Annotated in this window: 17 protein-coding genes and 2 other annotated features; of the genes, 2 read left to right on the top strand and 15 right to left on the bottom strand. The window is 31.3% G+C overall.

Annotated features, from left to right (window positions below; genetic code table 11):
* Positions 1-189 precede the first annotated feature (189 nt).
* The 3 genes from ileS to ACZ5N4_RS27310 form a co-directional block, all read right to left on the bottom strand.
* A complete protein-coding gene (ileS, locus tag ACZ5N4_RS27320) occupies positions 190-3,300 on the bottom strand; it encodes an isoleucine--tRNA ligase (RefSeq protein ID WP_464205967.1) in 3,111 nt (1,036 codons plus the stop codon).
* A 95-nt stretch (positions 3,301-3,395) separates the two neighbouring features.
* Positions 3,396-3,625 (bottom strand) — a binding site (T-box leader).
* Positions 3,626-3,723: 98 nt separating this feature from the next.
* Complete coding sequence (locus ACZ5N4_RS27315) at positions 3,724-5,517, bottom strand: N-acetylmuramoyl-L-alanine amidase (protein WP_464205965.1); 1,794 nt, start codon at positions 5,515-5,517, stop codon at positions 3,724-3,726.
* A 204-nt stretch (positions 5,518-5,721) separates the two neighbouring features.
* Entirely contained in the window at positions 5,722-7,050 is a 1,329-nt protein-coding gene (locus ACZ5N4_RS27310; RefSeq protein ID WP_464205963.1) for a Na+/H+ antiporter NhaC family protein, read from the bottom strand.
* 125 nt (positions 7,051-7,175) lie between these two features.
* On the opposite strand from ACZ5N4_RS27310, the gene ACZ5N4_RS27305 reads away from it, so the two are divergent.
* Positions 7,176-7,808: an MBL fold metallo-hydrolase gene (locus tag ACZ5N4_RS27305; protein ID WP_464211074.1), complete on the top strand. Its 633-nt coding sequence runs from the start codon at positions 7,176-7,178 to the stop codon at positions 7,806-7,808.
* A 32-nt stretch (positions 7,809-7,840) separates the two neighbouring features.
* On the opposite strand, the gene nrdG is transcribed toward ACZ5N4_RS27305, so the two are convergent.
* Both nrdG and nrdD read right to left on the bottom strand, forming a co-directional pair.
* Positions 7,841-8,359, bottom strand: a complete 519-nt coding sequence (gene nrdG, locus ACZ5N4_RS27300) for an anaerobic ribonucleoside-triphosphate reductase activating protein (protein ID WP_464205961.1) — start codon at positions 8,357-8,359, stop codon at positions 7,841-7,843.
* Between the two features lie 252 nt (positions 8,360-8,611).
* Positions 8,612-10,720: an anaerobic ribonucleoside-triphosphate reductase gene (nrdD, locus tag ACZ5N4_RS27295; RefSeq protein WP_464205959.1), complete on the bottom strand. Its 2,109-nt coding sequence runs from the start codon at positions 10,718-10,720 to the stop codon at positions 8,612-8,614.
* 225 nt (positions 10,721-10,945) lie between these two features.
* Between nrdD and ACZ5N4_RS27290 the strand changes: the two genes are divergently transcribed.
* Entirely contained in the window at positions 10,946-11,122 is a 177-nt protein-coding gene (locus ACZ5N4_RS27290; RefSeq protein WP_464205957.1) for a hypothetical protein, read from the top strand.
* Positions 11,123-11,237: 115 nt separating this feature from the next.
* On the opposite strand, the gene ACZ5N4_RS27285 is transcribed toward ACZ5N4_RS27290, so the two are convergent.
* The 10 genes from ACZ5N4_RS27285 to metG all read right to left on the bottom strand — a co-directional run bounded on the left by ACZ5N4_RS27285 (position 11,238) and on the right by metG (position 21,933).
* Entirely contained in the window at positions 11,238-11,426 is a 189-nt protein-coding gene (locus tag ACZ5N4_RS27285) for a ferredoxin (RefSeq protein WP_464205955.1), read from the bottom strand.
* Between the two features lie 102 nt (positions 11,427-11,528).
* Positions 11,529-12,374 (bottom strand): Mrp/NBP35 family ATP-binding protein, encoded by an 846-nt coding sequence (locus ACZ5N4_RS27280; RefSeq protein WP_464205953.1) that lies wholly within the window; start codon positions 12,372-12,374, stop codon positions 11,529-11,531.
* Positions 12,375-12,521: 147 nt separating this feature from the next.
* Positions 12,522-13,313 carry a hypothetical protein gene (locus ACZ5N4_RS27275; RefSeq protein WP_464211072.1) on the bottom strand — a complete coding sequence of 264 codons (792 nt, stop codon included), beginning with the start codon at positions 13,311-13,313 and terminating at the stop codon, positions 12,522-12,524.
* 233 nt (positions 13,314-13,546) lie between these two features.
* The gene (locus tag ACZ5N4_RS27270; protein ID WP_464205952.1) at positions 13,547-14,134 is read right to left on the bottom strand and encodes a hypothetical protein; all 588 of its coding nucleotides are present in this window, start codon (positions 14,132-14,134) and stop codon (positions 13,547-13,549) included.
* Between the two features lie 138 nt (positions 14,135-14,272).
* Positions 14,273-15,691, bottom strand: a complete 1,419-nt coding sequence (locus ACZ5N4_RS27265; protein ID WP_464205951.1) for a DUF7922 domain-containing protein — start codon at positions 15,689-15,691, stop codon at positions 14,273-14,275.
* Positions 15,692-15,779: 88 nt separating this feature from the next.
* A complete protein-coding gene (rsmA, locus tag ACZ5N4_RS27260; RefSeq protein WP_464205949.1) occupies positions 15,780-16,616 on the bottom strand; it encodes a 16S rRNA (adenine(1518)-N(6)/adenine(1519)-N(6))-dimethyltransferase RsmA in 837 nt (278 codons plus the stop codon).
* A gap of 1 nt (position 16,617) precedes the next feature.
* Complete coding sequence (gene rnmV, locus ACZ5N4_RS27255) at positions 16,618-17,160, bottom strand: ribonuclease M5 (RefSeq protein WP_464205947.1); 543 nt, start codon at positions 17,158-17,160, stop codon at positions 16,618-16,620.
* Between the two features lie 331 nt (positions 17,161-17,491).
* Positions 17,492-18,532, bottom strand: a complete 1,041-nt coding sequence (locus ACZ5N4_RS27250) for a 3D domain-containing protein (RefSeq protein WP_464205945.1) — start codon at positions 18,530-18,532, stop codon at positions 17,492-17,494.
* Positions 18,533-18,831: 299 nt separating this feature from the next.
* Entirely contained in the window at positions 18,832-19,632 is an 801-nt protein-coding gene (locus ACZ5N4_RS27245) for a TatD family hydrolase (RefSeq protein WP_464205943.1), read from the bottom strand.
* Positions 19,633-19,995: 363 nt separating this feature from the next.
* Complete coding sequence (metG, locus tag ACZ5N4_RS27240; RefSeq protein WP_464205942.1) at positions 19,996-21,933, bottom strand: methionine--tRNA ligase; 1,938 nt, start codon at positions 21,931-21,933, stop codon at positions 19,996-19,998.
* 61 nt (positions 21,934-21,994) lie between these two features.
* Positions 21,995-22,255 (bottom strand) — a binding site (T-box leader).
* Positions 22,256-22,299 lie beyond the last annotated feature (44 nt).

Below are 22,299 nucleotides of genomic sequence, written 5' to 3'. Positions count from 1 at the left end.
ATATTTTCTTTTAAATATTATACTTATAAAACGTTTTTATTACAAGTTAGTTTGTGTTAATTATAGCTTAATCACCTAAAAAATCACAAATCAGATGTACTTAACATACTAACTTGCTATTTTTTGAAGATGTCTTATATTAAAAATGTGTATAAGATACTATTATCTTATACACATTTTTGGGGATTATTACTTAACTACTTCTACTGATATATTAAAGTCTTCTCCGTTTATCTTGCATTTATTATACTCTACATCTGCATTATAAATAACTTTCGCTGCAAGAGTATCCTTTTTAATTTCTTCCTCATGCTTTTTAACTACTTCTTCAAGAGATTTATTTCCTGAAACGTATAGTTTTATCTTATCAGCAACTTCAAATCCACTTTCTTTTCTCATATTTTGTACTTTGCTTAATATTTCTCTAAGATTTCCTTCTTCTTTTAATTCTTCTGTAATATGAGTATCTAATACTACACCAACTTCACCTTCACCTGCAAATGCAAATCCTTCTAATCCTTGCATTGTTACTAGTAAGCTTTCACTTGTTAACTCAATGTCCTCTTCATCTATTGTTATATAAACAATTTCTCCAGCTAGTATTCTTTGAGCTAAATCCATTTGATTCATTGATGAAATTTCTTTTCTTATAGCTGGTATTAGCTTACCATATGTTTTACCAAGCACAGGTAAATTTGGTTTTATGTCAAAATTAACATACTTTGAAAGATCCGCTCCAAACTTAACATCTTTTATATTAAGCTCTTCCTTTATTATATCTCCATAGTATTCTGGAAGTGACTTAGTACTTACAAGCATTTCTGAAAGTGGCTGTCTGTTCTTTATGTTAGCTGAGTTTCTTGCACTTCTTCCTAGTTTAACTATTCTATAAGCATCTTCCATGTCTTCTTCTAAATCTTTATCAACTAAAGCTTCATTGTATTGTGGCCAGTTACATAAATGAAGACTTTCTGGAGCTGATGAATCAAGACCTACAACTAGGTTTTGATAAATTTCTTCTGTCATAAATGGTACAAATGGAGCTGCTATTAAACTTAAGGTATTTAACACTCTATATAAAGTTACATATGCACCTACCTTATCATCTGTTAATTCCTCACTCCAGAATCTAGCTCTATTTCTTCTTACATACCAGTTAGATAATTCATCTACAAACTCTGCTATATTCTTAGCAGCTTCTGTTATCTTATATCCATCTAGATAGTTTTCTGTTTCTTTAATTAAAGAATTCAATCTTGACATAATCCATTTATCCATTACATTTCCACTTACAAAATCATTGTAATCTAATGGATTAAAGTTATCTAACTTTGCATATAAAACATAGAATGAGTATACATTCCATAGTGTTCCTAGGAACTTTCTTTGAGTTTCTCCAACATCATCAACTGAGAATCTTGTTGGTAACCAAGGTGCACTTGCAGTATAGAAATGCCATCTTGTAGCATCTGCTCCTTGAGCTTCTAAAACTTCAAATGGGTCAACAACATTTCCTTTTGACTTTGACATCTTTAATCCATGTTTATCTAAAACGTGTCCTAATACAATACAGTTTTCAAATGGATTTGTATCAAATATAGCTGTTGATACAGCAAGTAATGTATAGAACCAACCTCTTGTTTGGTCAACCGCTTCTGATATAAATTGACCTGGGAAGTTCTTTTCAAATACTTCTTTATTTTCAAATGGATAGTGATGTTGTGCAAAAGGCATTGAACCTGAGTCAAACCAGCAATCTATAACTTCTGCAGTTCTAGTCATTTCTTTTCCGCAATGTGGACATTTTAGCTTAACATTATCTATAAATGGCTTATGAAGTTCTACATTTTCAACATTACCAACAGATTTTTCTTTTAACTCTTCTTTACTTCCTATACATTCTCTGTGACCACATTCACATTCCCAAATTGGAAGCGGTGTACCCCAGTATCTATCTCTTGAAATACCCCAATCGATAACATTTTCTAAGAACTTACCAAATCTTCCTGTTCTTATGTTATCTGGATACCAATTAATTTTATTATTATTTTCAAGAAGTTTATCTCTTAATGATGTCATTCTTACAAACCAGCTATCCTTTGGATAGTACAGAAGTGGAGTATTACATCTCCAACAATGTGGATATGAGTGAGTAAATTTCTCTGATTTATAAAGCATATTGTTTTCTTTCATATATTCTAGGATCTTAGGATCTGCTTTTTTAACAAACATTCCAGCCCAAGGCTTTACTGACTCTACAAATTTACCTTCTGCATCAACAAGATTTATTAATGGTATATTATGCTTTTTACATACTAGGTTGTCATCTTCACCATAAGCTGGTGCAGTGTGAACTATTCCTGTACCATCTGATAAAGTTACAAAATCACCATGAATTACAAAGAAAGCTTTTTCTTGTGGAGTTTCGAACTTGAATAATTGCTCGTATTCCGTTCCTAATAATTCTTCACCTTTAAATTCTTTTACAATTTCGTAATCTCCTTCTATAACCTTTGAAGCTAAGTCTTTTGCAACAATGTAAGTTTCTCCGTTATTTAAAACTTCAACATAGGTATAAGCCTTATTTATAGTTAAAGCCATGTTTGAAGGCAATGTCCAAGGTGTTGTTGTCCACGCTAGTATATATTTATTTTCTTCACCTTTAACCTTAAATTTAACAAATGCTGTAGCTTCTTTAACATCTTTATATCCTTGAGCAACTTCGTGTGATGATAAAGCTGTTCCACATCTTGAACAGTAAGGAATTACCTTATGTCCTTTATAAAGTAAGTCTTTATCCCACATTTGTTTTAAAGCCCACCATACTGACTCAATATAGTTATCATGATATGTTACATATGGATTTTCCATGTCAACCCAAAAACCTATTTGTTTTGTCATCTCTTCCCATTTGCTTACATAAGTAAATACGCTTTCTTTACATTCTTTAACGAATTTTTCCACGCCATATTCCTCTATTTGAGGTTTTCCTGAAATCCCAAGTTTCTTTTCTATTTCTAATTCAACTGGTAATCCATGTGTATCCCATCCAGCTTTTCTTAAAACTTTATATCCTCTCATAACTTTATATCTTGGAATTATATCTTTCATAACCCTTGTAAGAATATGTCCTACATGTGGTTTTCCGTTTGCTGTAGGTGGTCCATCATAGAAAGTAAAATATTCTCCATCCTTATTTGAATCAAAGCTTTTCTTTATTACGTCTCTTTCTTCCCATAGTTTCATTACATCTTTCTCCATTTGCACGAAACTTCTGGAGTTATCAATTTTTTTGTACATAATCTAAGCCCCTTTCTATTCATATTGTAATTTTTAACTAATTTTCTAGTTTTATACTAAAAGTAACCATTTTATAAATAAAAAAACTTCATCCAAAATAGGACGAAGTTAAATTCGCTATACCACCTATGGGTAACAATAATTCAAGCACAGACATACTCTATTCTTTAACGCAGAATTACGAAGAAACTTACTAAAGATTTAATCTTATTCAGCTGCTTAACTCCCAGGTGATTTTCTTTAAATCTTTCCTGTGGATTTTCACCATTCTCCACTCTCTGTAAGTAACATAGATTTAAATACTTTTCCTGCTCAACATTTTTTAATCTTATAATTTACATTATGTTTTTAATTTGTTTTTATTATAGTATAAGGTTTTTTCATTGTCAATTTATTTATATAAAAATTTGATATGAATTTTGCCTATTTTCCTAAACATTCTAAAATTCCATTAGCTATAGCCTCAGCATACTTTTGTCTGTAAGAATCACTTGCTAATTTTTCAGCATCATTAGGATTTGTTAAAAATCCTAGTTCTGTAAGTACTGCTGGCGAATTTGTATTGTTTACAACATAAAGCCAGTTTCCGTCTTTAAGACCTCTATTATAAGTACCTACTCCACTAATTATGTTCTTTTGTATAGCTGTGGCTAACCTTTCGGATTCTGAATTTGATTCATTTCTTAGAGTTTCTGTACCATTTGCACTCTCAACTTCAAAGGAATTGCAATGTATAGATACGAAATACTTTGCATTTGCATTATTAGATATATCACAACGTTTTTGAAGACTTTCTGTAACACTCATAGGTACTGATCTTTGATCTTCTGTTCTTGTATATACTACCTTTACACCTCTATCTTCAAGTATTTTTCCTACTTTTAAGCCTACAGATAATGTAACATCATCTTCTTGTAACCCGCCTATACCTGTTGCACCTGTATCTTTACCTATTCCATGCCCCGGATCAATACATACTACGTTATTATTTGATGTATCTGGTTTTGAGAAAACAGTCAATATAAGACTTACGCTCCCACTATATCCAGCTACAGTACCTTTATATGTAAATGTACCTTCTTGAGATGTATCTACATTTTTTGAATCCCATATTACATTAACCTTTTTAGTACTTCCATCGCTCATAGTAGCAGTTACAGCCAACGGAAGCGTATAACTACTTCCAACAGCTACACTAGCAGGAGTATCTGCTATTGAACTTATTTTCACATTATCTTGTTTCTTTAAATCAAGAGATTTAATTATTCCATTAGCTATAGCTGATGCACTTTTATCTTGAAAATCTGAAGTTCCAAGCAAGTCTCCTTCTTGTTGATTACTCATAAATCCTAACTGCACCATTACTGCATTCCCTGAAGTTCCTCTTAATATTTCATGTTGTGCAAGTCCAACTTTTATTCCTCTATTAGTAAGTCCAGTATTCTTTACCAATCCATCTTGAATAGCTTGAGCCAACTTCTGCCCTATAGCATCAGAATCAGTATAATATGTTTCTACTCCATTTGCTGATGGGTTGCTAGGAAATGAATTGCAATGTATACTTACAAAGAAATCTGCTTTAGCATTGTTAGCTATATCAAAACGAGGTTTTAAATCATTATCTTTGCTCCATGTAATGCTGTCACTTTGTCTTGTATATATTACATTTACACCATTATCCTGAAGAATCTTCCCTACTTTTAGAGCTACAGATAAGTCTACATCCTTTTCTTTTATTCCTGACAAACTTACATTTCCTGAATCGTTTCCACCGTGTCCTGCATCAATGCAAACGGTAAGCTTTTGATCATTGTTTGCCGTACTGCTCTTAGTGGAAAATTTCATTTTAGCTGGTTTTGCTAAATTACCTTTATTTATACCCTTTATACCATCCTTAATAACTAAATCATAGTTTTTGCCATAGGTGTATTGACCTTTAGGTGATACTATGATAGAACTCTCATCACTCCCCAGCTTCAGATCAACTGGTATCTGCTGTCCACTTTCATCCGTTACTACTATAAGAGAGCTATCAATTGTATTTTTATCTAGTTTTTGATTAAACCTTATTGTCCATGACTTATCTAGTTCTATATTTGCTTTAGTTCCTTTGTCGTCATAGACACCATCAGCATGTACAACATTTGCTTTTATCAAAAAACTAAATATAAGTAATAACATTGAGATTAAGACAGCATATCTCCTTTTACTTTTCAAGTGACCACCCCACATTTACTAAAAATCATCATTATTTACCATATATTTGAATATCATTATATAATATTCACTAAATACTATTATAATATAAATTAACCAAATTTTATACAAAAAATCAAATATACTTTCATATTAAATTAAATTTCATTTCAATTTTTTACCATATAAGACATATGGGTAATTTACATAAAAATTTACAGAAAACTAAGCTTGCTCAAGAACTTTATTTTTAATTTTTATGATTACTAGGTTAATCAGAGGTAGTAGATATAAGTAAAATAAATATGGAATACAACTGTTATCAGCATTTAAGTTTACCATAGGCAATAATAGAGCTATATTCCATGGAATAATTGCTGATACTACTATAGCTGAATTCTCTAAATCCACAGCCATGTAACTTTTCCCTGACTTTTTATTCTCATAAGCTTTGCTATTAAGCATATGAGTTAAAATAACCGATAACGCTTGGCTACATCCAAAAATAGATGTAAATATACTGGTTATAACGGTATTCTTAAATAGACCAAATCTAGACTTAGACTTTTTAGTATAGTTCTCAATTTTACTCAGCATACCCGTTCCTTCAAATATTCCTGAAAATGCAGAGGAAATAAAAATAACTAGAGAGGTTTTAAGCATAGAAATAATTCCGCCACCTTTGATTATGCCACTTAAGTTACTATTTTGCTTTATGCTATATCCCCAAATGATATACTTTATATTTTCAATAAAACTATTATGCTGGATGAACATACTTAAAAATACTGCACATATTATGCTAAAAAACATTGAAGTCTTAACATTTATCTTAAGTAAAGATAAAATAAAAATTATAAAAGCAGGCAAAAGAACAAAGATATTAATATTAAATACCTTAATTATTTCATTGTTTATTCCACTTCCTCCTGTACTTACAGGAAATTTCATAGATACTATAGTATATAAGATTATGGATAAAATGAAAGGTACTATGCTAGTCTTAATCATATTTTTTATATTGTCATATATATCTGTATCCGTTAAAAATGCTACTAAATTAGCACTTGAAGACATAGGCGAACATCTATCACCAAAATAAGCCCCAGCAATTATTGCACCAGCAGCAGCTCCGATATTTTCTCCACCACCTCTCGCTATAACCATAAGCGCTATTCCAACTGTTCCTGCTGTCCCAAAGGAAGTTCCTATAAGAAAGGATACGATACAACTTATTAAAAATGCCGATAGAATAAATAGGTGAGGATTTAAAAATTCTACTCCGTAGAATACAATAGCCGATACGGCTCCTGATGCCATCCAAATAGCAGTAATCGCTCCTATCAAAACAAAAATTTGTAATATCGTAACTGATTTTTTACCGCCATTATAAGCCATTAGAAGGGTTTCCTTTAGTTTATATCCCCTTTTTAGAGCACAAAATATAAATATTATTAATCCTACCGCAAGAGGATAACCTACAAATATTCCTCTATATACACTTATAATTAACATAAAAAAACAAACTATAAAAGAAACTAAAATATCCATCATACTCACCGCCTTATAAAAAAATAATAACAAAAATTTTTCTATAGTTAAATAACAACAGTTGTATATTTTAATATATTCTAATAAGGATATAATATTAAATGAATAATAATGAAAGAGGTGCTTTTATGGAAATAACTTGGCTTGGACATTCATCTTTTTTGCTAGAGGATTCAAAGGGACGAAAAGTTTTGATGGATCCCTTTGATGAAAGTGTGGGATATCCTGTTTTTGAGGGTGAAGTAGATATAGTTACAATAAGCCATTATCATTTTGATCATAGTTACACTGAAAAAGTAAAATTTAGCCACATTGCAGACAAAGCAGGTTTTTTCTATCTCTGCGATATACCTGTGGCAGGAATTCCATCTTACCATGACAAAATGCAGGGTGCTAAGCGCGGAGAGAATATGATTTTTATTATAGAAATGGATGGTTATAGAATTTGCCACTTAGGAGACTTAGGATATATACTATCTGCAGAGGAAATAAAAAGTCTAGGCAAGGTAGATATATTGCTCATACCTATAGGCGGAAACTACACTATCGATGGAAAAGAAGCATCAAAACTAGCTCATAGTATAAATAGCCCACTAATTATTCCTATGCATTACAATACCCCTATGCTTTCTTTTCAATTGGATGGTTTGGAAAACTTTTTAACCTATATGAAAAATGGTGAAAAAGTAGGCAGCAATAAGCTATCTATAGAAGAGCTCTTAGAAGGAGAAAAACAAGTTAAGATACTTAATTATAAATAGTATTAAAGCAGCTAGTTTAAACTGGCTGCTCTCTAACTTATGATGTTTAAAATTACAGCTTTCTTTAAATTAATGCTTCTTTTTACATCAATGATTCGCTGATTACTTGAACCTCTAAATTTTAGCTTCAGATCTTTTTTGTCCTCATCAAACTTTCCATCAACTAGGATATCTACATTATTTAGAAGTTTATTCCAGTTTTTACCATTGTTCATAGATTCTAAAATATATTCAAAAGTATATCCTGTGTAACACCACACATTAAGTCCTAGATCTTTTACCTTTTTGGCAATTATACTAAATTCTTCTGCCTGCTCAAAGGGATCTCCCCCTGAAAAAGTAACTCCCTTTATCATGGGGTTGCTTTTAATATCATCTACAAGTTCATCTATGTTTTTAAGTTCCCCACCTTCAAGATCATGAGTACTTGGATTAAAGCACCCTTTGCAATTATGCTTGCACCCTTGGGCAAAAAACACTCTTCTTAATCCTGGTCCATTAACTAAACTTTCATATGCTATTCCAGCCAACCTTACTAAATTAGTTTTCATAAAAAGCCACCTCCTATATATAATTTTTGTTAAGGCATCTGAAAGAAAATAACAAGTCAAAGATGCGACGGATATTTTGTGTCAGATAAGGAGACAGGTTCCGCAGATAGTGAACCCTATCTAAGGGTTCTGCCGACGAGGTATGACGCAAAACAGACTAGCATACTGACTAGTTATTTTTTTGAAGATGCCTAAGCTTTAAAAGACAGAGAATTTACTCTGCCTTTTAAAATATATAACTTATGTCAACTTTTAAATTGTATATACGTGTTTGCTACTTCCCTGAGATATTCTATCTGATCTTTCCGCTACTTTTCCTGAACCAAATCGTTCATCTAGTGAAAGATATCCTGTTACTCTTGATATCCCTTGTATATTGTTACTTTCACAGTTAGGACACTTTTCTTCTCCATGAAGATATGTTCCGCAGTCTCTACAATATCTTATGTGAAAGTTAATACCTATATAATTAATATTTGTATTGTTATATGCATAATTTAGTATATCCATAATCGTTTCTGCTGATGGGTAGTCATCTAACTCTATATAACTTATATGTCCACCATTACACAACTTATGGTATGGTGCTTCTATATCTATCTTATCTTTTATTGATATAGCATGCCCTACAGGTACGTGATATGAATTTGTATAATAATCCTTATCAGTTACTCCTGGTAATTCACCAAATACTTTTTTATCTTGAACAATAAATCTGCCGCTCAATCCTTCTGCTGGCGTTGCATAACAACTCCAGTTTAAGTGAGTCTCTTCAACTAATCTATCTGTATACTGTCTCATATGAGAGACTATCTTAAGCCCAAGCTCTCTAGATTGTTCATCTTCACCGTGGTGCTTTCCTGTCAATGCTGTCACAGTCTCTGCTAATCCTATGAATCCTATAACCCAAGTTCCTTGTATTAAAATTGGCTCTATTGAGTCATCAGCTTTTAAATTCTCTGACCCTTTCATAAGGCCTTGTCCAGCTACAAATGGCAAATCTTTCACTCTTAATCTTTTTAATACATCATATCTATGCATTAACGATTCTTTAGCTAATTCTAACTTGCTATCTAAAAGCTTAAAAAATTTATTTATATCTTTCTTCGCTAAAATACCAATCCTAGGTAAATTTATAGTAGTTGGAGCTATATTTCCTCTTCCTTTTGTTCCAGGTTCACCATTTACATTAGAACATATATAAGTTCTACATCCCATTGTAGCAGGTACTACACCTTTGTCATAATAAACCTTATTAAAATCAGCATCTAAATTCATAAATGTTGGATTCATTCTCTTAGCTGCTACTCTACAAGCTAATTCAAATAGATAGTAGTATGGATCTCCAACCTCTTTGTTAACTCCCTTTTTAACTCTAAATATTATATTTGGGAATATAGGTTGTTCTTCATTACCTAATCCTTTTTCGTACTCAAGTAAAAATATTTCACATATTAGTGCTGCATCTTTTGAATCTGGTATTCCAAGATTTATAGATGAAAATGGTACCTGACTTCCGGCACGGCTATGCATTGTGTTTAAATTATACACAATTCCCTGCATAGACTGCTCTATACATCTTCTGAGCTTCTTCTCTGTAACTTCCTTTATCTTTTCATCATCAATACCTAGTTCCGTTAATTCTTTTATTATTTCCTTCCTAGTTGGGTCAACAAACACTCCCATGTCATTGTCAAAATCCGGATGTGATTGTCCTCCGAACATATCATTTTGAGTTGATTGCAATAAAATACATGAAAGTTCTGCAGCAGACTCTATTCTCCTTGGTCTTCTTATAGTACCGTATCCTGTATTAAATCCTCTTTCAAGTATTTCTCTGGTAGGTATATGTAAACAATTTGTAGTTAAATTGTAACTATCTAAATCGTGATAATATATATCTCCATTTTCATGAGCTTTAGCTAAATATTTAGGCATAGCAGATAAGTTATGCCACTTATTTGATTCACTTGCTATCCTTAGTAGTTTTGAACTAAAGTTGTTTCCAACATTAGCATTATCTCTATCTGTTTCTACACCTATTTTTTCTATTGCTTTCATTAAATCTGATTTTATTTCTCTTATTTTAGTTCTTTCTCTTCTATAATTTGAATATGTAACTCCTATTTCTCTATAGTTATTTTCCAAAAGGGTATTTTCAACTATGTTTTGTACTTGTTCAACATTAAGTTGCTCTACATTAATTTCTTCTATTTTTTTAATTACTTTTTGAGTTAGTTCTATAAACTCACTTTCTTTTAGATCATATCCTATCTCTTCAGTGGCGCCTTTAATAGCATTGGTTATTTTAATAGAATCAAACTCTACTTTTCTACCATCCCTTTTCACAACATGTAGCATACTACATACCTCCAACCTACCATATATTGTGCTAAATACTTTGCTATTATACTATGAGAAAATTTTTTAATCAATTTTTAAATTAATGTTAAGAGTATATTATCACTGTTTACTTTAACTTACCTTCGTATTCTTTTATTTTTTATTATAGTATATGACTTGATATTTAATATTAATGAATAATTGGTATATAAAATAGTCAAACTATGGTAGAGGTGATACTAAATGATTGGCAAAATACTTGATATGAGCGTTACAGATGCTTTCATAAGTTTCCAAGATGGCACTACCATGGATATTGGAGTTTCTCATCTTCCTCCTGGTTCTAAAGTGGGAGATACTATAAATATTGAACCTAGACCAACAAGAATGACAAATGATAAATTAGTAGATTTCTTCTAAGGGTTCTATCAACACAGTATGACTTAAAGTAGTTTAGAATACTGATTGGCTATTTTTGTAAAGATGCCCAAAATAAAAAACTAAGAAGGTGCCGACACCTTCTTAGTTTTTTATTTTATTCTATTGATATAGCACTAACTGGACAGCTATCTGCTCCTTCTTGTGCGCTATCTTCAACTCCTTGTGGAACGTCCTCAGATATTGCAACTGCTTTTCCGTCATCATCCATTTGATAAACTTCAGGACATATGGATGGACATAAGCCACAGCCTATACAAGTATCCTTATCAACTACTGCTTTCATTTGTATTCCTCCTGTACATTATTTAATTATAACTTATACAATTAATATTCTTTTCCAAAATACTTCTATTTATGCTAAAACAGAAAGATTGCTTAAGTAAAATTAAATACCTATTTTACTTTTAAAATTATCCAATAAAACTTCATATTCTTCAGATTTGCTTACATAATCCTCAACATTTCCATTTTCCATACTTTCTACAAGATCAAGATTTATTGGCATTTCAGCAAGAAGCGGTAATCCTAAATATTCAGCTTGTTCTTCTGCTGTTTTTTTACTAAAGACTCTAATTTTCTCGCCACACTTGCCACATGTAACATAGGACATATTCTCTACTACTCCTATTATATTTACATTCATTTTTTTCGCCATTATAACCACTTTTTTAACTATCATAGATACCATCTCTTGTGGAGTTGAAACTATCACCATTCCCTCTAACGGAACCTCTTGCATTATAGTTAAGGCTATATCACCGGTTCCTGGAGGCATATCTATAAGAAGATAATCCAGTTCACCCCACTCGGTATCACTGTACATTTGTTTTAAAACTCCAGTAATTACTGGACCTCTCCATATAACTGGAGCTTCTTCTTCCTCTGTTAACAGATTTAAAGACATAACTCTAATTCCCATAGAAGTCTCTACTGGAGCAAATTTTACCTCATCACCATCGCCAACTTGAGAAATATCTGATCTCTTATCATTTATTCCAAAAAACCTTGGTATTGATGGGCCAGTTATATCTCCATCTAATACGCCTACTGTATATCCTAATTTTCTCAATTGAACTGCTAATATCCCTGTAACTGTGGATTTTCCAACCCCACCTTTTCCACTTATAATACCAATTATGTGTTTTATCTTCCCATACTTAGGTATTAGTCCTGAGCATCCACTATCACTATTACAATTTCCTTTACTTGGGCAGCTATTACAATTTCCCATTTCAATTCCTCCTTTATACGTCTTGCTAAAAGTGTTTTATAAAAATTATGTTTCCACATTATTCAATTTAAATACAATTATACCACTTTCATTATTACTTTTTCCATTTAAATAAAAAAGTACTATAGAATAAATTCCATAGTACTTCTAGAATTCAGAAGGTTTTTCTGATGATATTTTTACATTCCACCTACTATTTTCATATTTGTCATAAATATAGTACTTCTTTTCGCTTTTTTCAGCTTTATCCCAAAAAACCACTGTCGCTTTATATAAGGTTGATTTATATCCTTGAGTCTTTACTGTTACCCAAATATCATAATTTTCTTTACCCTTATCTGCAACACTTGCATTATTAAACTTATCTTTTAATTCTCCTTTGAAGTCTTCCAAGTCAGTAGACAATATAAACTTTGCTGCATCCACATCATCTTTTAGACTTACTCCTACACTCTTATTTTTGTCCTTATCTTTTAAATATTCACTTAAGGTATCTATTATTGAACCATAATACACTTCTTTAAAGTCCTTTGGCTTCCTTATTGTCCAAAAACTTTTTATTATATCATTGTCAATTCTTTTAGAAACAACATAGGTTTTATCATCACTATAAAGATTTCCGGAATCTGACTTGTCAAGTCCTGCTACATAATTAAACTTATGTACTTTGTTATTTCCTTCCACCATCTCAAAGACATAATCTGGTTCAAGAGAGGATTTTTGTGTAGCAGCTTTTGCAGTCGATAATATGTCATATAGCTCTCCTATTGCCTTTTGGTCGGTAACTATAAATCTAAATCCTTGATCTCTAGTACTTTGTATTACAATTTTCTGTATTTTCCCCTGCTTTATATATTCGAAATCAGTATTTTTAAGGCCAGACTTAATTTTTATATTATCTAACCTCGAGCAACCAGTAGAGAACACACAAATTATCATAAAAATAATTAAGAAGAATCTTTTTATATTTAATGATTTATTAATTCTTTTTGTCAACTAATATTACCTCCTAAACTTCAATACTTACTTAAAGTTTTACTTTAGGCACCTAGAAGAAAATAGACTAGCATACTGGCTAGTTATTTTTTTGAAGCTGCTTCATACATTATAACATATTTAATATAAAAAAACTCTCTTGTAATATATGTCACAAGAGAGTTTTTTCTTACTTATTATTCTTTATAATTTAATGTTTGAACTATAGTTTTAAAAATAGTTGGCATGTTCTCCTTAAAATTATTTTCTCTTACAAAAAAGGAAAACCTAAAAAATTTATCCTTATTTCTCAAAAAATATTCATATCCTTTAACACTTTCATTTGAGGGAGTAACTATAGTATAAGAGACCAAATAACCATCTCTATTATTTATAATTATAGGATTGATACTATAATCCTTATACAAATTTTGCTCACTAGATATTTTTTTACTCTCTTCTAAAAATGTTCTTAAATCCTTATTTAGATTCCAAGCCTCTACAAAACCATGAATTTTAGAATCCTTTGCTATAAAATCATTATGATATATTATTTCTCCTCCTGAAAAGTTTCTTTGTTCTGTAGCCCATTCGGATGGAAGTTTATAGCTCAACTTCTTATCTAAAGCTTCATATTTTTGCAGGGAACTTATATTGTTTTGTATAAGAGCAGTAAACTTAAGTCCTGCATCAAATTTTTTTTCAAGTCCTAATAATACAAACATAAGACCTATTATTATTACTGTAACCCCTAATCTTTTTCTATTTATTATTATAAGTTTCATATGAGTACCACCTTAAATAAAATATAAGTTTCATTTTCACCTCCTATAGTCTTAAATTATCAACTTGATTTAGTTAATTATATGAAAACAGCACCAAAAATATTAGATATTTTTGGTGCTATAATAATAAATCATGTTCTACTTTTTTACTGGTACAACGATAGTTGAGGTTCTAAAATCATAAAACATAAGCCAGTACCCAAAGCCGCTACGATCACCATATGCTGACTTTGCAGGTACCCAAGTAACAAATCCAGTCTTACCACCATAAGGTTGATGCTCTTTACCCCTTGTTCCTGGTATTCCATAAACCAAATATTTTACTTTTCCTTGCTTATCATACTTATAACCTACTACATAGTGTCCATGCTTCTTAAAATAAGGATAGTAACTTATCATAGGATAATATAATATAGTATATCTGTTATAATTTGATGCATCATACATATCTTCCACTTGACCTACTGAAACTCTAAACCACTTAGCTCTTTTTATATCTGAAGCCATATCTGTAATTTCTTCAAATCCATCAGTTAAGTTTCTAAAAAAGTCTCCTGTTGATCCTCTTGGGTAATCATCAGGTTCATCTTTACTTTCTCTTAAAAGTTCTTCACTTGAATCTTCTCTATTTGCTACTTGTACATCTTCATTTTCCAATTTTATGTTCTCTTCTTCACGAGTAAACTCCCCAACTTCAACATCTTGTTGTCTTTCCTCTTCACGAGTGAGCTCCTCAACTTTAACATCTTGTTGTCTTTCTTCTTCACGAGTAAGCTCCTCAACTTCAACATCTTGTTGTCTTTCCTCTTCACGAGTAAGCTCCTCAACTTCAATATCTTGTTGTTTTTCTTCTTCACGAGTAAGCTCCTCAACTTCAACATCTTGTTGTTTTTCTTCTTCACGAGTAAGCTCCTCAACTTGATCGTTTTTATTTTCTCTAGGCTGCTCAGCATACTCTTCTAATACTACGCTCTCAACTTCTCCACTTTCATCCTGTCTTGTAGTTCCATTATTTTCAATAATGCTTTCTTTATTCTCACTTAATTTTGCTGCCTCTATACTCTCCTCATACTTATCGAATATACTTTTCGGCTCTTCCATTACCTCTTCTTTGGACTCTCTAGCCTTATCTTCAATCACAGCAAATGATTTCCAATCCGGTATTTCAGTACTTGAAAATCCACTCATAACACCTAATATATTATTATCTAATAATTTAACTATAGCTGCTCCTGAAATCTTGTCAACGGATATGCCACTACCAGCTACATTATCCATAGGATAATCGTAACAAATATCTGCTCTGCCGTAGTCATCTATGTTCATTTCTCCAATTTTAATTATTTTTTTTACTTCTTTTTTATTACATATTAACATCATATAATAAGGCGCTAGTTCTTTTTTGAGGTTTTGCACATAATAAGATATTTTACACTTTTCGTTTTTTACTTCTAACTTGGCATATCCTGAAACTACTTTATCAGATGATATAGAGTATCCTTTTTCATCTTCCTGTAATATTATGAAATACCTACTATAGCTCTTTTTTTGTACCAACTCCGTGTACCTCCATATATTTTATTCATTATAATATATGAAGTAACATGCAAAAAGTGAACAAATAGTACAAAAGTTGTAAAAAAGATTATAATAAATCATGTATAGAATCTGCTAATTTACCAAATTCACCTATAGATAATGTTTCTCCTCTTCTCTTTGGATCTATATTTGCGTTATTAAAAGCTGTTTCCATTGTTTCACTAGATAACTTTAAACCTTTTAAAGCATTCCACATGGTTTTTCTTCTCATATTGAAGCAATGTCTTACAACCTTAAAAAATAAATCCCTATCTTTAACTTCCGCTCTAGGAGAATCTAGCTTATTTAGCCTTAAAACTATAGAATCTACTTTTGGCCTAGGTATAAATGAAGCTGGACTTACTCTTCTAACTATATCTATATCACAATAGTATTGTACGAGAATTGAAAGCGCTCCATATTCTTTTGTATTAGGCTTTGCTGCAATTCGCTCTCCAACTTCTTTTTGTATCATTATAGTTAATGACTTAAATTTATAATGTTCATTTAAAAGTCTTGAAATTATAGGTGTAGTTACATAATAAGGTAAATTAGCTACAACCTTAACGCTATTTTCTTCACCTATAATTTCATTAAAATCTACTTTTAGTGCATCTTTATGTATAAGTTGAAAGTTATCAAATTCTTTAAGCTCCTCATTTAAAATAGGTATCAAGTCTGAATCTAATTCTATTGCACACACCTTTTTAGCTTTTGTTAATAGCTCTTTAGTTAAAGTACCAACTCCTGGTCCAATTTCTATTACCAAATCATCTTTATTAACCTCAGCACCGCATACTATATCTTCTAGAACAGAATTATCTATTAAAAAATTTTGTCCTAGACTTTTTGAAAATTTAAATTCATATTTTTTTACTATATCTTTAGTGGATAAGTTCTCCATACTATTTCTCCTTATCTATTTTATTTACAGCTTCTATAAACTCTTCTCTAGTAATTCCATAATTATTAAGACGCATTAAAAATTGAGCAGTATTACAATATCCTATACCCAATTCTTTTCCTAGGATATCTCTTCTTTTCTTTGAATTATTGTTCCCTGTAAGACCAAAGAAAATCATATCTTCAACATTAAATTCCTCTCTTTTCTCCTTATTCTCACACTTAGCACACTCTAATGCTCTAATTATGGTATCTGGTTCTGCATTCTCTACACCAATGTCTCCATCTTTTATACCATCTTTCTGGGAGATATATGCATGTTTAATTCCTTGTACTCTCTTAGATATTATTCTTCTTATTTTTTCCCCCGCAAAATCGGGATCAGTAAGAATTATTACTCCCTGCCTTTTTTGAGCTTCTTTTATTCTATCAATCACTTTTTTGTTTATTCCGAATCCACCAACAGCTATAACTTCGGCATCTACAGCTTTTTTAACTGCAGTAATATCATCTCTTCCTTCAACTACAATGACTTCTTTAATCATAGTTTTCCTCCTTTTAGTCGGAACACTGGGTAGTTTTGCTTGTTTCCCTTCGGGTACCGGGTAACTTAAGATTTTCGCTTCCGCTTACAAGTTACCCGTGAAAGTTCATTTAGAACTTTTACCTAGCAAAATTACCCGTTAAAGTCCATTTAGGACTTTAACCTCCATAAAAAAATAAAACACTTATAATATAATTATTCTCATAATATCATAATAACATAACTTTAATAAGACATCTGAAAAAATAATAAGTCAAATAGACTAATCTACTGACTAGTTATTTTTTGAAGATGCCTAAACAATTTACAGAAAAAAATAGGAGCATATGCTCCTATTTTACCACATAAACGTTGACCCATTTTACACCCCAGTTGTCTGCTTCTGAACTTGAATTAAAATATACATCTATGCGATTACCCTTTATAGCACCGCCAGTATCTTCTGCAACTGCGTATCCATATCCTTCAATGTAGAGTTTAGTGCCAAGTGGGATAACCCTCGGGTCAACTGCCACTGAACTATAACTATTGCTATTTCTTTTAGCTACAGTTCCAGTTGCTGTAATTCCAAATCCTGCATCACCAGGTCCTTTACCTGTACTTTCATAATCTGAAGTATAAGCTGTAGCTCTCATTCTAATGGAGTCTTTATAAGCAACCTTTCCTCCACGTGAAGGAGTGTACACACCTACTGTGCCCATAGCTACTATTTTTTCAACAGGGTTCTTTTTTACAGTTTCACTTACTAATTTTCTTGAAATTTCTTTACCATTTTCATAGACCACTTTTGAAACAGTTTCTTTCTCTCCTGGTTGTCCTTCTTGTATAGTCTTTTTAGTCCCCTGTTCCATATCATCGTCTTTTTTAACAACTGTTGCATAATCTATTGGTTTAGTTTCTTTTATTTCTTTTGTCTCAACTCTTACTACTGCTACTTTTAATTCGTCCTTAAGCGCTACATCCTTTGATGGAGTTACCTTGTCAAACTCTTTAAGTCCTATACCCTCTTTTTCTAGCATTTTTTCAACACTATCTTCTGCAGATTGTATAGTTAATTGTTTTCCATCAACATCCACATGAACATTTAATGCTCTCTTAATGGAAATGTTAGCGCCTCTTTCAACTTTACTGTCTAAACTTGGGATTGCCTTGTCCTTCGGTCCTACAGTTATGTTGTTGTTACTTAATGCACTCTTATAAGTACTACTCAACGTAGTAATTTTCTGTTCTTTTCCGTCTATTGAAACTATAATTGTTTTTCTCATGCTGCAAATCACTACTGTTAAAATAGCTAAAACTAGCATTACTGCTGAAATAGCCTTAGGACCACTTGACAAATGTTTTTTAAAGTAATCTTTTAACTTTTCCACCATTACAATACCTCCTTCAGGCAAGAACGACAATACTGCCACAAATACATACTTTATTTTTCTAAATATCGTTCATGCTTTTTAGACTGTTTACAATGCAACTCTGTGCATAAATCTTAAGAATATAAAAAATTATGATTGCTGTTTTCCAAAACAGTCTACGCTTATTTTTAGGTGGAACTTATAAAATTTATTATAGTGGAATTTATAAAATTTATTATAATTATATGCCTTAAAAAAGCATTTAATCACCTAAATATGGAAACACAATTAAAGCTTAAAAATCGCATACCCATTTTACACTATTTTTTTATATTTAGCAAGTACTTAATATTGGAAATTGTTACTTCACTTACTTCGTCAGGCTCTACTTCCTTAATTTCAGCTATTTTTTCTATTATAAATTTAATATAGTCTGATTTATTTCTTTTTCCCCTATACGGAACTGGAGCCATATACGGGCAATCTGTTTCTACTACAATTTTATCTAAAGGTATTTCTTTTACAACCTCAATTATCTTTTTAGCATTTTTAAAAGTCACAACACCAGTAATGCCTATATAATATCCTAACTTTAAGCATTCTCTTGCAAACTCTAAGCTTCCTGAAAAGCAATGTATTTCCCCTGTAACCTCCGGAAACTGTTTTATTATATTTAATGTATCTTCGTGTGCATCTCTGTCATGTATAATTACAGGTAGATTAAGTTCTTTTGCAAGCTCCATTTGCCTTATAAATACCTTTTTTTGTATCTCTCTTTCTGGATTTTCATCGTAATAATAATCAAGTCCTATTTCACCTATAGCCTTAACCTTATCATTTTTCGCTAACTTTTTAAGTTCATCTATAACGGCTTCGTCTAATTTATCTGCATATTCTGGGTGTATCCCTACTGCTGCATAAAAAAAATCATATTTATCAGCAAGGGAAACTGAATCTACACTACCTTTTAAGGATGCACCACAATTTAGTACTCCAATTACATTATTTTTTCTTAGTTCCTCAATAATCAACTCCCTATCTTCATCAAATTGCTCATCATCATAATGAGAATGTGCATCAAATATATTTATTTTCTTATCTATTATTGTTATTTCTTCCATTGCAATTCTCCATTCAACACATTTAGTAATTGTTGAATATATTACCATTTTATTACAATCAGGTATATAGTCAACTTTATTTTTTTTATTTATTTAGCTAATTTCTTTATAAAGCTTTAATATTCTCTAATATTTTTCATTTTAATATAGCACTTGTCCATTGATAAAAAAGTAAAAAATAGGTAATATTAAACTTTATATATTGAACCCATTTTATAAGTATTTTATACCACAAACTTATTTTTTACAACTTTTATACTTATTATTCAAAATTTACATTTTTATGGTATGTTATATAACTTTAAAAATATAAAGTCTCATCCTCACTATAAAGTAAAGATGAGACTTTAAACACATTAAATATTATCTAACTATGCTTCCTGTTGGAAGTTCGCCTGGAATACTCACCGTGAATAATTTACTATCATCATCTGTGGACGCCGCCAAAATCATTCCCTGTGATAATTCTCCTCTGAGTGTTACAGGCTTTAAGTTTGCTACAAGTACAACATATTTTCCAATTAGATCCTCTGGTTTGTAATACTTAGCTATTCCAGAAACTACCTGTCTTTCTTCTCCACCTAAATCTACTTTTAGTTTAAGCAATTTCTTCGCGCCTTTTACAGGTTCACACTCTATAACCTTTACTACTCTTAAATCAACCTTTTCGAAATCCTCTATAGTTATTTCATCCTTAATTGGTTGAATTTCAACTTTTTTAACTGCTGCCATTTGTTCTTCTTTGAGCCTATTTAATTCGGCTATTTTTTCTTCTACATCTATTCTCGGGAATAATAACTCTCCTTTGTTGACCTTATTTCCTGCTTGTGTTCCATCAAAAGAAGCCAGACTATTCCAAGTAGTAACATCTGCATTTAATTGTCTATTTATCTTTTCGCTAGTTTCTGGTAAAAATGCTGATATGCATACTGATGCAAATCTTATCGCTTCTGCTAAATTATACAGTACAGTTCCAAGTCTTTCTTTTTTACTTTCTTCTTTTGCAAGTATCCATGGAGTTGTTTCGTCAATATATTTATTAGCTCTTCCTATAAGCTCCCATATAGTGTCTAGTGCCTCTGGAATTCTCAAATTATCTATACTTTCTTCTACTTTTTTAGGTGTTTTTAATGCAAGATTGATAAGTTCATCATCTATTGATTCTTTTGCTGTCGGAGCTGGGATTGTTCCATCAAAATATTTTTCTATCATTGCACATGTTCTTGATAATAAGTTACCTAAATCGTTTGCCAAATCAGAGTTTATTTTCTTTATGAATATTTCATTATTAAATAATCCATCTGCTCCAAAAGGTATTTCTCTTAAAAGATAATATCTTACAGCATCTGCTCCAAAATGATTTACTAAAACTACAGGATCTACAACATTTCCCTTTGATTTTGACATTTTCCCCCCGTCAACTAAAAGCCATCCATGACCAAATACTTGCTTTGGAAGAGGAATGTCAAGAGCCATCAACATTATTGGCCAGTAAATTGTATGGAATCTCAATATATCTTTACCAACTAAATGTACATCTGCTGGCCAGTATTTATTATATAGGTCGTTATTTTCATTTCCATATCCTAACGCTGTTATATAATTTGCTAATGCATCTATCCAAACATATATAACATGCTTTTCATCAAATGTTACAGGTATTCCCCAATCAAATGAAGTCCTTGAAACACAAAGATCTTGAAGTCCTGGTTTTAAAAAATTATTTAACATTTCATTTTTTCTTGATTCTGGTTGAATAAACTCAGGATGATTTTCTATATATTCAATAAGTCTATCTGCATATTTAGACATTTTAAAGAAATAAGCTTCTTCCTTTGCCTTTTCAACAGGTCTTCCACAATCAGGACAATTACCATTTACCAATTGAGTTTCTGTCCAGAAGGATTCGCAAGGTGTACAATACCATCCCTCGTAAGAATCCTTATATATATCTCCTTGATCATATAATCTTTTAAATATATCTTGAACTGCTTTTATATGATAATCATCTGTAGTTCTTATAAACTTATCATAGCTTACATTCATCATTTTCCATAAGTCTTTAATGCCCGCTACAATTTCATCTACATAAGCTATTGGCGTAATTCCTTTAGCTTCTGCTAATCTTTGAATTTTCTGCCCATGTTCATCTGTTCCAGTTAAAAACATTACATCATATCCTGTAAGTCTTTTAAATCTTGCTAGTGCATCTGCTGCCACAGTAGTATAAGTATTACCTATATGCAGCTTTGCTGACGGATAATATATAGGTGTAGTAATATAATATGTTTTTTTATCCATTTGTTTTTCCTCCCTTTATATCTTTCATATTAAAAAAGCCTCTATATGAAGAAGTTCTTCATATAGAGGCGTGATTACGCTTTACCACTCTATTTCATCTTTACTTCTCAGTAAAGACCTCAGTAAGTAACTCAAACTTTACTTTAAAATTCTAAAGCTTTTTATTACCTTGCAGTATAACGGCTGCTTCCGTATTACCTTACTATTTTTCAGATAACATGCTCAGGAGCCATGTTCATAAACTACACTGTCATCGGCTTTCACCTAACCCGACTCTCTTTAAGACACCTTCATTTACTACTCTTTCCTTCATAGCATTTTAACATTATGATATGTCATATATTTCATAGTGTCAATATGTTTATT

The sequence above is a fragment of the Clostridium nitrophenolicum genome (genome assembly GCF_055391695.1).
The sequence above is the reverse complement of the archived record's forward strand: the minus strand, read 5'-3'. Positions and strand labels throughout refer to the sequence as shown.

Bases quoted from the DNA above. Each gene is read 5' to 3' on its own strand.
- ileS (WP_464205967.1), bottom strand. From the start codon at position 3,300: ATGTACAAAAAAATTGATAACTCCAGAAGTTTCGTGCAAATGGAGAAA.
- ACZ5N4_RS27310 (WP_464205963.1), bottom strand. From the start codon at position 7,050: ATGATGGATATTTTAGTTTCTTTTATAGTTTGTTTTTTTATGTTAATT.
- ACZ5N4_RS27305 (WP_464211074.1), top strand. From the start codon at position 7,176: ATGGAAATAACTTGGCTTGGACATTCATCTTTTTTGCTAGAGGATTCA.
- nrdG (WP_464205961.1), bottom strand. From the start codon at position 8,359: ATGAAAACTAATTTAGTAAGGTTGGCTGGAATAGCATATGAAAGTTTA.
- nrdD (WP_464205959.1), bottom strand. From the start codon at position 10,720: ATGCTACATGTTGTGAAAAGGGATGGTAGAAAAGTAGAGTTTGATTCT.
- ACZ5N4_RS27290 (WP_464205957.1), top strand. From the start codon at position 10,946: ATGATTGGCAAAATACTTGATATGAGCGTTACAGATGCTTTCATAAGT.
- ACZ5N4_RS27285 (WP_464205955.1), bottom strand. From the start codon at position 11,426: ATGAAAGCAGTAGTTGATAAGGATACTTGTATAGGCTGTGGCTTATGT.
- ACZ5N4_RS27280 (WP_464205953.1), bottom strand. From the start codon at position 12,374: ATGGGAAATTGTAATAGCTGCCCAAGTAAAGGAAATTGTAATAGTGAT.
- ACZ5N4_RS27275 (WP_464211072.1), bottom strand. From the start codon at position 13,313: ATGATAATTTGTGTGTTCTCTACTGGTTGCTCGAGGTTAGATAATATA.
- ACZ5N4_RS27270 (WP_464205952.1), bottom strand. From the start codon at position 14,134: ATGAAACTTATAATAATAAATAGAAAAAGATTAGGGGTTACAGTAATA.
- rsmA (WP_464205949.1), bottom strand. From the start codon at position 16,616: ATGGAGAACTTATCCACTAAAGATATAGTAAAAAAATATGAATTTAAA.
- rnmV (WP_464205947.1), bottom strand. From the start codon at position 17,160: ATGATTAAAGAAGTCATTGTAGTTGAAGGAAGAGATGATATTACTGCA.
- ACZ5N4_RS27250 (WP_464205945.1), bottom strand. From the start codon at position 18,532: ATGGTGGAAAAGTTAAAAGATTACTTTAAAAAACATTTGTCAAGTGGT.
- ACZ5N4_RS27245 (WP_464205943.1), bottom strand. From the start codon at position 19,632: ATGGAAGAAATAACAATAATAGATAAGAAAATAAATATATTTGATGCA.
- metG (WP_464205942.1), bottom strand. From the start codon at position 21,933: ATGGATAAAAAAACATATTATATTACTACACCTATATATTATCCGTCA.